Source organism: Aeromonas sp. FDAARGOS 1402 (assembly GCF_019046925.1).
GTDB classification, from domain to species: Bacteria; Pseudomonadota; Gammaproteobacteria; order Enterobacterales; family Aeromonadaceae; genus Aeromonas; species Aeromonas caviae.
The window spans coordinates 3,663,148-3,677,064 of the sequence record NZ_CP077201.1; the positions used below are offsets into that span (position 1 = coordinate 3,663,148).

At 61.3% G+C, this 13,917-nt stretch carries 10 protein-coding genes; 8 read left to right on the forward strand and 2 right to left on the reverse strand.

Going from position 1 to position 13,917, the window contains the following annotated elements:
• Window positions 1–122 precede the first annotated feature (122 nt).
• Together dnaX and I6L32_RS17240 are read left to right on the forward strand one after the other, a co-directional pair.
• A complete protein-coding gene (gene dnaX / locus I6L32_RS17235; RefSeq protein WP_216944234.1) occupies window positions 123–2,603 on the forward strand; it encodes a DNA polymerase III subunit gamma/tau in 2,481 nt (826 codons plus the stop codon).
• Between the two features lie 124 nt (window positions 2,604–2,727).
• On the forward strand, window positions 2,728–3,057 hold the full coding sequence (locus I6L32_RS17240) for a YbaB/EbfC family nucleoid-associated protein (RefSeq protein ID WP_005301028.1): 330 nt from the start codon (window positions 2,728–2,730) through the stop codon (window positions 3,055–3,057).
• A gap of 110 nt (window positions 3,058–3,167) precedes the next feature.
• Here the strand turns inward: I6L32_RS17240 and I6L32_RS17245 are convergent, their stop codons facing one another.
• On the reverse strand, window positions 3,168–4,094 hold the full coding sequence (locus tag I6L32_RS17245) for a LysR family transcriptional regulator (protein ID WP_201889976.1): 927 nt from the start codon (window positions 4,092–4,094) through the stop codon (window positions 3,168–3,170).
• Between the two features lie 118 nt (window positions 4,095–4,212).
• On the opposite strand from I6L32_RS17245, the gene I6L32_RS17250 reads away from it, so the two are divergent.
• The gene (locus I6L32_RS17250; RefSeq protein ID WP_216944235.1) at window positions 4,213–5,094 is read left to right on the forward strand and encodes a pirin family protein; all 882 of its coding nucleotides are present in this window, start codon (window positions 4,213–4,215) and stop codon (window positions 5,092–5,094) included.
• 57 nt (window positions 5,095–5,151) lie between these two features.
• On the opposite strand, the gene I6L32_RS17255 is transcribed toward I6L32_RS17250, so the two are convergent.
• The gene (locus I6L32_RS17255) at window positions 5,152–6,474 is read right to left on the reverse strand and encodes a YjiH family protein (protein WP_010674712.1); all 1,323 of its coding nucleotides are present in this window, start codon (window positions 6,472–6,474) and stop codon (window positions 5,152–5,154) included.
• Between the two features lie 406 nt (window positions 6,475–6,880).
• Between I6L32_RS17255 and I6L32_RS17260 the strand changes: the two genes are divergently transcribed.
• The 5 genes from I6L32_RS17260 (at window position 6,881) to rplY (ending at window position 13,915) form a co-directional block, all read left to right on the forward strand.
• Entirely contained in the window at window positions 6,881–7,951 is a 1,071-nt protein-coding gene (locus I6L32_RS17260) for a transcriptional regulator (RefSeq protein ID WP_041215183.1), read from the forward strand.
• Between the two features lie 83 nt (window positions 7,952–8,034).
• Window positions 8,035–8,457, forward strand: coding sequence for a CBS domain-containing protein (locus tag I6L32_RS17265; RefSeq protein ID WP_010674714.1), 423 nt, complete (start codon window positions 8,035–8,037; stop codon window positions 8,455–8,457).
• Between the two features lie 189 nt (window positions 8,458–8,646).
• Window positions 8,647–12,561 (forward strand): ATP-dependent RNA helicase HrpA, encoded by a 3,915-nt coding sequence (gene hrpA / locus I6L32_RS17270; protein WP_216944236.1) that lies wholly within the window; start codon window positions 8,647–8,649, stop codon window positions 12,559–12,561.
• Between the two features lie 71 nt (window positions 12,562–12,632).
• A complete protein-coding gene (locus tag I6L32_RS17275; RefSeq protein ID WP_139736307.1) occupies window positions 12,633–13,463 on the forward strand; it encodes a hypothetical protein in 831 nt (276 codons plus the stop codon).
• 164 nt (window positions 13,464–13,627) lie between these two features.
• The gene (rplY, locus tag I6L32_RS17280) at window positions 13,628–13,915 is read left to right on the forward strand and encodes a 50S ribosomal protein L25 (protein ID WP_010674717.1); all 288 of its coding nucleotides are present in this window, start codon (window positions 13,628–13,630) and stop codon (window positions 13,913–13,915) included.
• The last annotated feature ends 2 nt before the right edge of the window (window positions 13,916–13,917 follow it).

Consider the following 13,917-nt stretch of genomic DNA (forward strand, 5'->3'; position numbering starts at 1 on the left):
CTGAACGGGCACCGGTTTGAAATTCAAGCGATCCCTCCCAAGGCGGCGCATCCCCCATACAGCCAGCCCTCCATTTGTGTTAGCATCCAGCCTCAATGCCTCGTTTCCCAGCATCGAGATCTATGAGCTATCAGGTTTTGGCGCGCAAATGGCGCCCCCATACGTTTGAACAAGTGGTCGGCCAGCAACATGTGCTGACGGCCCTGACCAATGCCCTGGATCAGGGGCGGCTTCACCATGCCTACCTGCTGAGCGGGACCCGCGGGGTGGGCAAGACCACCATCGCCCGCATTCTGGCCAAGAGCCTCAACTGCGAGCAGGGGATCAGCAGCCATCCGTGCGGTGTGTGCGATACCTGCCGCGAGATCGATCAGGGCAATTTCGTCGATCTGCTGGAAATCGATGCGGCGTCCCGCACCAAGGTGGAAGACACCCGAGAGCTGCTCGACAACGTGCAGTACCGTCCGGCCCGTGGTCGTTTCAAGGTGTACCTCATCGATGAAGTGCACATGCTGTCGCGCCACAGCTTCAATGCGCTGCTCAAAACCCTGGAAGAGCCGCCCCCCTATGTGAAATTCCTGCTGGCCACCACGGATCCGCAGAAGCTCCCCATCACCATCCTCTCGCGCTGCCTGCAGTTTCATCTCAAGAGCCTGGATCAGACCCAGATCGCCAGGCAGCTCGAATGGGTGCTGGATCAGGAGGGACAACCCTTCGAGCCTCGCGCCCTGCTGGCCCTGGCCAAGGCGGCCGATGGCAGCATGCGCGATGCCCTGAGCCTCACCGATCAGGTGTTGGCCCACGGCAACGGCAGCGTGCGCCTGGAGAGCGTGCTCACCATGCTGGGGACCCTCGATCATCACCACCTGCACCAGTTGCTGGAGGCGGTGCTGCGCCAGGATGCCCCGGCCACCATGGCCAAGATCACCGAGATTGCTACCCTGGGACCGGATTTCGATCAGCTTCACGCCGAGCTGGAAGCCTTGCTCCACCGGGTGGCCATGGCGCAACTGCTGCCTGCGAGCGTGCAGGAGCAGGGGGCGGATGCCGATGCCTTGCTGCAGCTCGCCGGAGCCATGAGCCCGGAAGAGGTACAGCTCTGCTATCAAATCGTGCTGGGGGGGCGCAAGGATCTGCCCTGGGCCCCTGACGGGCGCACCGCACTGGAGATGACCTGTCTGCGGATGCTGGCCTTCTCGCCCCGGCGCGAGGTGGTCCATCCCGCCAACCTGGCGGCCCAACCTCTCATGACAGGGCTCTCCGGCGTGATGGTGGCAGCGAGGGAAAGCGCGCCGCTCCTGCCGGGAAAGCCCCAGGGGGCTGAGCCGGCCCCGGCTGCCAGCGCAGCACCAAAGGCTCCCGCCGCGCCAGCATCGGTCCTTGAGGCCGAGCACGTCGCCACCTCACCCAAGGCGGAGGAGGGCGCAGTGCTGGATCCGCTCTTTGCCGAGCAGGATGAGCTGCTGCGCGAGGCCGAACGGATGGGTTACGAGGCCGTGGTGCCCGCCAGTCCGCCTGCAGAGCCTGCCTCTGCGCCGTTGGCGGCGGATGACGCCGGGCAGACGCAGCAGGTGGAGGTCCAAGGGGAAGACGTCACCATCTCTTCGACCTCCAGCATGCAGAGCCTGCTTGGCAAGCGCAATCTGCTGCGAAGCCGCCTTCGTGGCGAGCAGAGTACAAACGCCGCGCCCGCCCGGGTCACTCCCGTCAAACCGGTGGCCGCGACCAAACCGGCCCCTGCGATGCCTGCCGTCGCGACTTCACCCCAGGCCGAGGTGCAACCAGCGGCGCGGCCCGAGATGCCGGGGCAGGGACCTGCCTTGCAAACAGGGTATGACGACCTGCCCCCTCTCGATGCCTATGAAGAGGGGGCCAGTGACTACGAAGAGTATCTGAATCAGGGGGTTGACGAGGGGTTTGCCAGTGCCCCGTTGCCCACGCAGGCAGTGACTTCCGCCCAGCCAGCTCCCGCCACCATGGCACCTCCTTCGCGGGAGGATCTGCCGCCCTGGGATCTGGGCGCTGACGCCGGCAGCGCGGATGCGGCGGCACCTGTGGTTGCCGCTATGGTGCCTGCCGCGCCTCCAGTGGCTGCCAGCGAGCCTCAGCCCGCCATTGCGTTGATGGAGACCATCGATTGGGATGCGCTGGAGAGCGACGAACAACCCGAGGAGGAGGGGGAGGTCGCCCGTCTGATCCCCTCGTCCTTGTTGGTCAATTGCGGGGACGCCTGGGCCGAGCTCATCGCCCGCACCGGTGTGGGTGGTCGGCTGCGTCAACTGGCCATCAACGCGGTGATGACCCGGGAAGGCAATCGGGTCTCCCTGCTGCTCAAACCCGAGCAGCGCCATCTGGTGAGCGACAAGGCCCGCGCCGATCTGGCCGAGCTCATCGGTCCCGAGCTGGGCGGCCCGGTTCACATCGATGTGACCCTGGGCTCGGATCCCGCGCGGGAGACGCCGCTCGAGATAGAGCATCGTCTCTATCTCGGGGTGCGTGAACAGGTGAGCCGGGATCTGGCGGCGGATCCCAACGTACAATTCTTGCAGCAGCGTTTCGGCGCCGTGCTCCATCCCGAGAGCATTGAACCACTGAGTCGCTGAATTGCGGTGAAAAAACCGTGCCGGGGTTTGTCCCCGGTTGAAAAGACTTTTGGCTGCCCCCACTTAGGGCAGATGAACCCACAGCCCGGCGCTGGATGCCGGATTTCAAGACGAGAGACGATCTATGTTTGGTAAAGGTGGAATGGGTAACCTGATGAAACAGGCCCAACAGATGCAAGAGCGCATGCAGAAGATGCAAGAGCAGCTGGCCCAGATGGAAGTGGTCGGCGAGGCGGGCGCAGGCATGGTCAAGGTGACCATGGCCGGCAGCCACAGCGTACGTCGCATCGAGATCGATCCCAGCCTGATGGAAGATGACAAGGAGATGCTGGAAGATCTGGTCGCCGCCGCCGTCAATGACGCCGTGCGCCGCGTGGAAGAGCAGAACAAGGCCAAGATGGGCGAGCTGACCGGCGGCATGCAACTGCCCCCTGGCTTCAAAATGCCCTTCTGAGGATCCTGCCCGTATCCGTTTCCCCTCCTCTGTGAAGGGGAAAATGAAAAGGCCAGAGCCAAGCTCTGGCCTTTTGCATGTCGGCACACCCGGGAACGGCCATGCACAGATCATGGCGGGGGCGGCGTACTTGCCTGCCCCAGGGGGGAGAAGCCCTCGACCAGATGATCGATGAGGGCGCGGATGGCAGGCAGCAGACCGCGGCGTGAGGGGAAGACCGCGTGGATCACCTCCTGGCGCGGTGCCCAGTCGGGGAGCAAACGCACCAGCCGGCCATCGGCCAGGGGCTCATCCATCATCATGGTGGGCAGTTGCACGACCCCGAGCCCGTCGATCGCCCCCTGACGCAATGTCTGCATGTCGGTGGTGGCAAAGCGGGGGCTGTGGTGCTGTTTGACTCGGGCACCATCGGGGCCCAGCAGGGTCCAGTGATGGCCTTCCAGGCTGGCGCCATGACCGAGGCTCGGCCATGACAGCAGATCTGCGGGGGCCCGGGGCATGCCGAGTGACGCGACAAGGGCCGGGCTTGCCACCAGACACTGGGTCGCATAACCCAGCACCCGCATGGCGAGATCGCTGTCCTCCAGGGGCAGTGGTCGCACCCTGAGCGCCATGTCCAACCCCTCCGCGACCAGATCCACCGCCCGGTTGACCCCGACGAGCTGCACCTTGACGCTGGGATGGGCCAGGGCGAAGGAGACCAGCATCCTCCCTACGTGGGCGTGCAGCAGATCGATGGGGCAGGCGATGCGCACCAGACCGCAAGGCTCGCTCTGGGTCGCGGCGATGAGATCCTGCGCCGCATCGGCTTCCACCAGCATGGCCCGGCAACGAGTGTAATAAGCCTGCCCGAGTTCGGTGACGGTGAAGCTGCGGGTGGAACGCTGGATAAGACGCACCCCGAGTCGCTCCTCCAGCATGGCGATGCGGCGGCTGAGCCTGGACTTGGGCATGCCGAGGGCCCTGCCGGCCTGGGCAAAGCCCCCGTGATCTACCACCTGGACATAGAAATAGAGGTCGTTGAGATCCTGTTGCATGGGGTTATCGTTCACAAAATAGGACGCTGATGGCAAATTTTACGTCTACCGGACGCAGCGTTCCAGACTCACAATGCGAGCCACGACACATCCCGTGACGATCACCCAGGAGAGCATCATGAAAAGAGTCATCGGTATTTACAGCGCCCCTCGACAACACTGGGTCGGCGACGGATTCCCGGTTCGCTCGCTGTTCTCGTATCAGACCCATGGCCGCGCCTTGAGCCCCTTCCTGCTGCTGGACAGGGCTGGCCCGGCACATTTCGAGCCCGCCGATCATGCCAGGGGTGTGGGGGAACACCCGCACCGTGGTTTTGAGACGGTCACCATCGTCTATGAGGGGGAGGTCGCCCATCGCGACTCGACCGGCCAGGGGGGGATCATCGGTCCGGGAGACGTGCAGTGGATGACGGCCGCCGCCGGCATCATGCACGACGAATTCCACTCCCAGGGGTTTACCCGTCGTGGTGGCACCCTCGACATGGTGCAGCTGTGGGTCAACCTGCCCGCCAAACACAAGATGTCGACGCCCGGTTATCAGGGCATCACCAGCGACAGCATCCCGCAACTGAGACTCAAGGAGGGCGATGTGCGGGTGCGCATCATCGCCGGGAACGATGCCGGGTTGCAACAAGGCGAGGTAGAGGGGCCTGCCCGCACCTTCTCGCCCATGAACATCTGGGATCTGCGGCTCAAGGGCGGGGCCAGCGTGGTGCTGCCGGCGGTAGCGGGATGGAACAGCGCCTTGGTGGTGCTCAAGGGCTCTCTCTTGATCAACGGTCAGGAGCGCGCGGGCGAAGCACAACTGGTGCTGCTCGATCCCAACGGTGAGGAGTTCATGCTGGAGGCGGAAGGCGAGGCCAGCTTGTTGCTGCTGAGTGGCGAGCCCATCGATGAACCCATCGTGGGTTATGGCCCCTTTGTCATGAACAGCGAGGCAGAGATCCATCAGGCGATAGATGATTTCAACAGCGGCCGGTTCGCCGTCATCGCCCCCTGAGACAATCCCGATAAAAACAAAGCGCCTGATGGCGCTTTGTTTTTTTATGAGCCCTGGTCAACCGAGCCAGCCGAGGGCCAGCGCCAGCCTGCCGCACAAGGCGGCCAGCAGGATGCCAAGCAGGGTGCGCAGCAGCCAGATCACCACCAGCTGTCCCACGCTCACCGGGATCCGGGTGGCCAGGATGCAGGGGATGGAGGCAGAGAAGAAGAGCACCGAGCTGACCGAAACCACGGCCGCGACATAGCGCACCAGCAGGTCGGCATCCTTGAGCAGGATGGCGGGCAGGAACATCTCGGCCAGACCGGCCGAGAGGGCCTTGGCGGTGGCGAGCGGCTCGCCGAGATCCAGCAGCCAGGTCAGTGGCCAGAGCAGCCAGCCCAGCAGATCGAACAGGGGGGTGTGCTTTGCCAGCAGCAGGCCCAGCAGACCGACGGACAGTATGGTGGGCACCACGGCAGCGGCCATGTGAAGACCGTCCCTGAGGTTGTCCTTCAATTGCCGCAGCAGAGGATCGGCCTGGTGGGACTGGGTCAGGCCGCAGGTGAGGGCTGCCTGCCAGCGGCTCATGCCAGCCGGTAGCGGCTCGTCGGTCTCCCCATGGTGAGCCAGGCGACTGATGGGAGGAACACGCGCCAGGATGGCGGTGATGACGAAAGTGATCACCAGGGTGGACCAGAAGTAGAAGTTCCAGTGTCCCATCAGGTTGAGGGTCTTGGCCACGATGATCATGAAGGCGGCCGAGACGGTGGAGAAGCCGGTGGCGATGATGACGGCTTCTCGCACCGTGTACTTGCCCGCGAGGAAGACCCGGTTGGTGATGAGCAGGCCCACCGAGTAGCTGCCGACGAAAGAGGCGACCGCATCGATGGCGGAGTGACCCGGCGTGCGCCACAGGGGGCGCATCACGGGTTGCATCAGCACCCCGATGAATTCCAGCAGGCCGAAACCGAGCAGGAAGGTCAGGGCCATGGCGCCGATAGGCACGATGAGACCCACAGACATGGCCAGTTTATCGAACAGGAAGGGGAGGCGATCCGGGGTCATCAACCAGGCAGGGCCCCAGTCTGTGACATACAAAATGGCCAGGGCCAGCCCGAGCAGCTTGAACAGGCTCAATACCCTGTCGATGGGACGGGCGCGCCAGCGGCCATCCAGCAAGGGGGTGATGGCGCCATAGGCGATGAGCAAGAGAATGAGGGTCAGGGCAAGGGGGCGCTGGGCAATCAGAAAGCCGGCCAGGTGATCCACCACTATGGTGCTGCGCCCGCCAAGCTCGAAGGGAACAAAAAAGATGGCGATGCCAAGCAGGCTGGCCAACAGCAGCTTGATGCCGGCCCCTGATCCTGCCGGTGCAGTGAGCGTGTGTTCAGGTTCCATTTTCTCTCCTTGTGATCCGCATGGTTCAATTCCATTGAGGGGATGATTTGTATATACAATATCGTCCTGCGCTCAAAATGGAAACACCAAAGTCACCAAAATGCAACATGTGAATCGGTGTGAATGCAGATGACCCCAATGTTGAAAAGCGTGATCTTGGGGGGAAGAGGGGCCGGGATGGCGAGTGGGTGGTGAGACATCAAGAGGCAAAACAGGGAGGTAAGCGACCAGCGCCAGGAAAAACATGAGCGGCTATTTACCCTTTTTGGCCATATTCATTCATGAGCCTATATTCATGACTATTTATGAATAAATCATAAACCCTTTGTTCATTTGACTACTTTTCGACTATCCCATTGCAGAGTAAGATGCCTCTTCAATAAAAATAAGAATTAGGAGTTCGGGTGTGAAGGCATTAGAGAAAGAAAGGATATCGCCCTATATCAGCCAGTTATACGAGTGCGGTATTAATGATTCTGACATTAAGCTCGTCGTGGACCAATTTCGCGCCGACGTTTCCTGTAGTTCATCCCTGTTTTTATTGCGGGATGATGACAAGAGCGACGGAATAAAGCTTTTTTCCAGCGGTCTGACCGAGGCCCAGCAGCAGTTTTACCTGCAGCATCATCGTCAGGATGTGTGGTTCAACCACTACCTGGATAAAGGGTGCAAGGGGATCGTCAGCGCCAACAGCATTTCAAGCTCGGTGGGCCTGCTGGCAAGTTTCGGCGCCCAATTCGCCGCCGGCGGCGTCTGCCAGGTGAAAGGGAGGGGGCTGAGCAGCCTGTGCAGTTACCGTGGTGCAGCGCAAGATGATTTCAGCAGTCGCGACCTCACCTCGCTCTCCGAAATCTATTCCGGACTGGCGGCCTGGAGCCACCATTATTGGAACTTGCTGGCCCTGGAAACCCAGAACTATCAGTTGCAACAACTGGTGAAAAACCATAATAAGCCCAGCGCCATCATAGACGACAAGGGGCATATTCATTATTCCAATGTGGCCTTCAACCGTATCGCCGATGAAAATGTGGAATTGCGGGCCATCAATGGAATTTTCTCTTTGCAGAATAAGGAGCAGCAACGCCAGCTCAAGGAGATCCTCAATGGCTTTGCCTATTTGCTGCCCGGCGCCAGCGCCTATATGTCCATTCCCCGTCAGCCTAACCTGCGCCCGCTGCTGGTCCAATGCACCCTGATGAGCGGACTCAGCCGCTTTGAACGCTATGTGGAAGTGGTGCTGCGTGACCCCGAGCACGCCTTCAACCCCGACATCGAAGCGCTGGCCAGCCTCTATCCCCTCACCATCGGCGAGAAGGAGTTGCTGGTGCTGATGAGCAAGGGTTACAGCAGCAACGACATTGCGGAGCTGCGCGGTGTCAAGGTGGAAACCGTGCGCTCCACCCTGAAAGGGGTGTTCAAGAAGACCGACTGCCACAGCCAGAACGAGCTCTTGCTCTTGCTGCAATCCATCTCCTGATCCATGCGGACTATGCTTGGAGTGAGCCGGACATAGTGCCCGGCTCTTGCCTCCCCTCGGGAGGCTCGTTGGGGGAAAGCGTCATGGAATCACTCAAGGCAAAGGACTACATGCAGACCAAGCCCATCACCTTCAGCGCAGAGATGATGGTACAGGCGGCGGTGGAAAAATTTCTCAACAGTCATCAGTTGGGCGGCCCCGTAGTGGACAGCCAGGGACATCTGATTGGCTGGGTCTCCGAGCAGGATTGCATCGCCGTCATGTTGAAAGAGGCCTACCACTGTGAACAGGTGGCCCAGGTCAGGGATGTGATGCGCAAGGAGGTGCTGGCAGTCGGCCCCGACACCAGCATCCTGGATCTGGCGGAGATGATGATGGGTCAAAAGCCCAAGATCTATCCTGTGGTGGAGGAGGGGCGCCTGCTCGGGGTCATCAACCGCCACAATGTGATGCAGGCCATCCACGCCCAGCTTGGCACCTGTTTCGTGCATCAGGCCAGAGTCTGAGCGGTGTTGTCTGGTTGTTTTCAAAGAGCAGGCTCCGGCCTGCTCTTTTCATCCGTGACGGTCATGACGCCTCCGGCTTGATGTGCTGGCGCGGCGCTTTAAGGCTTGCACCGCCCAGCCTCGCTCTTTAGGATCTCCCCCAGCTATCGATATGGCCCTTGATGGGCACTCTTTTAAGGAATTCGTACCTTGTCTCTCTCTATCGAGGCGCTGCGCCGCCGTCTTACCGCCTGCATGAATCTCGACGCCCGCCGTCTCTCCAGTCGACTGCACGGGGTCAAGAAGCTGCCGGAAGCCAAGCAGGCTGCCGTGCTCGAGACCATCGCCGCTGACCTGGATGTGGCACAGGCGCGCTACCAGTCCCGTCTGGCGGGCGTGCCCAAGGTCACCTATCCGGACAATCTGCCAGTCAGCCAGAAGCAGGGGGAGATCGCCAAAGCCATTGAAGAGCATCAAGTGGTGATCATCGCCGGCGAAACCGGTTCGGGCAAAACCACCCAGATCCCCAAGATCTGTCTGGCGCTCGGGCGTGGGGTCAAGGGCTTCATCGGCCACACACAGCCACGCCGTCTGGCGGCCCGTACCGTGGCAGCCCGTATTGCCGAGGAGATGGAGTCCGAACTTGGCCACTACGTGGGTTACAAGGTGCGCTTTACCGATCAGGTGAGTGAGCAGACCCACATCAAGCTGATGACCGACGGTATCCTGCTGGCGGAGATCCAGAACGACCGGATGCTGACCCAGTACGACACCATCATCATCGATGAGGCCCACGAGCGCAGCCTCAACATCGACTTCATTCTGGGTTATCTCAAACAGCTGCTGCCAAAGCGCCCCGATCTCAAGGTGATCATCACCTCGGCCACCATTGACCCCCAGCGTTTCTCTCGTCATTTCAACAAGGCGCCGGTGATCGAGGTCTCCGGTCGCACCTATCCGGTGGAGGTGCGTTACCGCCCACTGTTTGTTGATAAAAAAAGCAATGACAAGAGCGAAGGGCTGGAGGAGCGCGACGAGCTGCAGGGGATCTTTGATGCGGTGGAAGAGCTGGCCCGCGAGGGGCTCGGGGACATCCTCATCTTCATGAACGGCGAGCGGGAGATCCGCGATACCGCCGATGCCCTGCGCAAGCTCAACCTGCGCGATACCGAGGTGCTGCCGCTCTACGCCCGCCTCTCCAACGCCGAGCAGAACAAGGTGTTCCAGCCACACGCCGGACGGCGCATCGTACTGGCCACCAACGTGGCGGAGACCTCGCTGACGGTGCCGGGCATTCGTTACGTCATCGATCCGGGTACGGCCCGCATCAGCCGCTACTCCTGGCGCACCAAGGTGCAGCGCCTGCCCATCGAGCCGGTCTCCCAGGCCAGCGCCAACCAGCGTAAAGGGCGTTGCGGTCGGGTGGCGGACGGTATCTGTATCCGCCTCTACTCGGAGGAGGATTTCAATAGCCGTCCGGCCTTTACCGACCCCGAGATCCTGCGCACCAACCTGGCCTCGGTCATCCTGCAGATGCTGGCGCTCGGCCTTGGCAATATGGAGGCGTTCCCCTTCGTCGAGCCGCCGGAGTCGCGCCATATCAAGGACGGTCTGACCCTCTTGAAAGAGCTGGAGGCGGTGCGCGAGCTGCCCGCCACCGGCGATCGCGAAGCCAAGCTGCAGCTGACCGAGACCGGTCGCCAGCTCTCGCGTATCCCCCTTGATCCGCGTCTGGCGAAGATGGTGATCAGTGCGGCGCAGACCGGTTGCCTGAGCGAGGTGATGGTGATCACCGCCGCCCTCAGCATTCAGGATCCCCGCGAGCGGCCCATGGAGAAAAAGCAGGCCGCCGACGAGCAGCACAGACGTTTTGAAGACAAGGATTCCGACTTCCTCGCTTTTGTTAACCTCTGGAACTATCTGAAAGAGCAGCAGGATGCCCTTGGCAGCAACCCGTTTCGCCGCATGTGCCAGAAGGAGTTTCTCTCCTATCTGCGGGTGCGCGAGTGGCAGGACATTCACTTCCAGCTGCGTCAGACGGTCAAGGAGCTGGGCTTCAAGGCCAACCAGGAACCGGCAGACTTCAAGACGGTGCACTGCGCTCTGCTGACCGGTCTTTTGAGCCATATCGGCAACAAGGATCTGGAAAAGCCCGAGTTTCTCGGGGCCCGCAACGGCCGCTTCCACCTCTTCCCGGCCTCCGGTCTGTTCAAGAAACCGCCCAAGTGGGTGATGGCCGCCGAGCTGGTGGAGACCTCGCGCCTCTATGCCCGCATCAACGCCAAGATTGAACCCGAGTGGGTGGAGCCGCTGGCGGGGCACCTCATCAAGCTACACCACAGCGACCCCCACTGGTCGAAGAAAAATGGCGCCGTGATGGCCAAGGAGAAGGTGACGCTTTATGGCCTGACCCTGGTCAACGAGCGCATCATCAACTTCAGCCGCATCGATCCGGCGCTGTGCCGCGAGCTGTTTATCCGCCGCGCCCTGGTGGAGGGGGATTTCGAGACCCGTCACCGCTTCTTCAGCGATAACCGCAAGCTCCTGGCCGAGGTGGAGGCGCTGGAGCACAAATCCCGTCGGCGCGACATCCTGGTGGATGACGAGGACTTGTTCCGCTTCTACGATGCCCGCTTGCCGGAGGATGTGATCTCCGCTCGCCACTTCGACAAGTGGTGGAAAGAGGCGCAAAAGCGGGATCCCGAACTGCTCAACTTCGAGAAAGAGATGCTGATGAAGGGGGATGCGGCCCACATCAGCGATCTCGACTACCCCAACTTCTGGCAGCAGGGGCGTCTCAAGCTCAAGCTGACCTATCAGTTCGAGCCGGGGGAGGCCGCAGATGGTGTGACCCTGCATATTCCGCTTCCGCTCCTGAATCAGGTGGAGGTGAAGGGGTTCGAGTGGCTGATCCCGGGGCTGCGTCACGAGCTGTTGGTGGCCCTCATCAAGTCGATGCCCAAGCCGATGCGCAAGAATTTCGTGCCGGCGCCGAACTATGCCGATGCGCTGCTTGCCACCCTCAATCCCGAGCAGGGGCCGCTGCTGGACGAAATGGAGCGCCAACTGCGCCGCATGACCGGCGTGACCGTGCCCCGAGAATCCTGGGACTGGGCTGCGGTGCCCGATCACCTGAAACTCACCTTCCGGGTGGTGGACGACAAGCACAAGAAGGTGGCGGAAGGCAAAGATCTGGAGGCATTGAAAGAGTCCCTGCGTGGCAAGGTACAGGAGACCCTGTCACAAGTGGCGGACGATGACATCGAGCAGTCCGGCCTCACTCTGTGGAGCTTTGGTGAGCTGCCCCAGGAGTACAGCCAGAAGCGCGGCGGGTTCGAAGTGAAAGCCTATCCGGCGTTGGTGGATCAGAAGGATTCGGTCGCCATCCAGCTGGTGGAGAGTCCGGTGGTGCAGCAGCAGCTGATGTGGGCAGGCCAGCGCCGATTGGTGCTGCTCAACGTGCCATCTCCCATCAAGTATCTGCAGGAGAAGTTGCCCAACAAGGCCAAGCTCGGGCTCTATTTCAACCCGTTTGGCAAGGTGGCCGAGCTGATTGACGACTGCATCGCCTGCGGCTGCGACAAGCTGATTGAGCAGCACGGCGGCATGGCCTGGGACGAGGCCGGTTTCGAGGCGCTCAAGGAGTATGTCCGCGCCGAGCTCAACGATGCGGTGGTGGAGGTGGCCAAACAGGTGGAAGCCGTGCTGACCCTCTCCCATGAGATCAAGAAACGGCTCAAGGGCAAGATGCAGCTCGACACCGCCTTTGCCATGTCGGACATCCAGCAGCAGTTGGGTAACCTCATTCACAAGGGCTTTGTCACCGAGACCGGCTGGCAGCGGCTGCCTGACTTGCTGCGCTACCTGCGGGCCATCGAGCGGCGGCTCGAGAAGCTCGCCATCGATCCCAACCGGGATCGGGTCTACATGCTCAAGGTGCACAGCGTGGAGTCGGAGTACAAGGCACTGCTCGCCAAGATCCCCAAATCCCAGCTGATCCCGGCCGAGGTGGCCAATATCCGCTGGATGATCGAGGAGCTGCGAGTTTCCTTCTTCGCCCAGCAACTGGGGACGCCATACCCTATCTCGGATAAACGGGTGCAGAGCGCCATTGCCCAGTGCTAAGCTGCTATCTATCTGTTTTCTGAGCCATAGTGTGAAAGCAACGAGACGCCAAAGGGAAGGGAGGCCGTCATATGCTGGGGATCTGGTTGGGGGTGGCACTGGTCAACATCAGCGGGTATCAACCCATCGCGGAACAAACCTGGGTGCAGCTCAACCCGGAGTTCTATCCGGTGCTGCGCCCCGTGCCGCCCATTTTTGCGGCCTGGCGGGGCAATCAGTTTCCCCCACTTGAACAGAGAAAGAAGAATGGCCGCTGGCAGATCCTCTTTCCTGCCCGGCTGGTGCCCCCCTTCGATCTGTTCGAAGGGGAGGCCCAGCTCTCCAAGGCTTACCTGGCCAGGCTAAAGCGCATCGATGAGATGGCCTATGGCATGGCGCCCCACCAATCAGTACAGCAAGCCGCCTCCTCGGCCCCCTCGTTCGAAGTCCCGGGCGCTGTCGCCTTTGTCGCCGAGTTCTCCCTGCCCCGGGAGAGGAAGATGCGGATGCCTCTGGGGGAGCCCTTGCTCGCACGGCTTGGGGGGCAGGTCCCCACACAGGCCTTGGCAAGACAGGGAGATGCACAGCCCATGGCCACCGCAGATTCTGCCCCTGAGCAGGCGACCCTGACTCTTTCCGCCACGGCGGCAGGGGAGGCATCGCGGGTTTGTCATCAGGTGGCGGCGGGAGAAACACTGTGGCGCATTGCAAGCCAGCTTCAGTCAAAGGAGGCCGGCGGCTCGGATACTTACAGTTATCTGCTGGCGCTGGTGCAGGAAAATCGTGACAGGATGGCCAAAGGGATCCAGGTACAGGCCGGGCAGCGCCTCTATTGCCCGAAAGCGCAGACTCTGGCGCAATTCGATGCCCTGAGCCCGGCCCAGCGACAGCAGCAGTTTGCCCGTCTGGAGCAGGGGCGTTAGGGGATGGCGAGAGGCGTGGTGGAGTGCCTTTTTGCCTAGAGAGGAGTGTCGCGGGTTCTTTCCTTGTATCCCCTCCGGGCTCGTGCTAGTATTCGCGCTCGTTTTGCGAGGTGCTGACCGGTCGCAGTCAACACCATACATTCATCTTAAAAGAGATAATCACTATGTCTTTCGTATTCCAAGCTGAAGTCCGTTCTGACCTGGGGAAAGGTGCGAGCCGCCGCCTGCGTCATGCTGACCTGGTTCCTGCCATCGTTTACGGTGCAGGCAAAGAAGCCGTGTCCGTTACCCTGGACCACAAGAAGCTGATCCTGGCCCAAGAGAAGCCGGAGTTTTACTCCTCCGAGCTGACCCTGGTCATCAACGGTGAAGAAGTCAAAGTGAACGTGAAGGCTATCCAGCGTCACCCGGTTCGCTACAAGCTGGTTCACTTGGATTTCGTTCGCGTCTAATC

Coding starts and splice junctions, on each gene's coding strand:
- dnaX (WP_216944234.1), top strand. CDS start 123: ATGAGCTATCAGGTTTTGGCGCGCAAATGGCGCCCCCATACGTTTGAA.
- I6L32_RS17240 (WP_005301028.1), top strand. CDS start 2,728: ATGTTTGGTAAAGGTGGAATGGGTAACCTGATGAAACAGGCCCAACAG.
- I6L32_RS17245 (WP_201889976.1), bottom strand. CDS start 4,094: ATGCAACAGGATCTCAACGACCTCTATTTCTATGTCCAGGTGGTAGAT.
- I6L32_RS17250 (WP_216944235.1), top strand. CDS start 4,213: ATGAAAAGAGTCATCGGTATTTACAGCGCCCCTCGACAACACTGGGTC.
- I6L32_RS17255 (WP_010674712.1), bottom strand. CDS start 6,474: ATGGAACCTGAACACACGCTCACTGCACCGGCAGGATCAGGGGCCGGC.
- I6L32_RS17265 (WP_010674714.1), top strand. CDS start 8,035: ATGGAATCACTCAAGGCAAAGGACTACATGCAGACCAAGCCCATCACC.
- I6L32_RS17275 (WP_139736307.1), top strand. CDS start 12,633: ATGCTGGGGATCTGGTTGGGGGTGGCACTGGTCAACATCAGCGGGTAT.
- rplY (WP_010674717.1), top strand. CDS start 13,628: ATGTCTTTCGTATTCCAAGCTGAAGTCCGTTCTGACCTGGGGAAAGGT.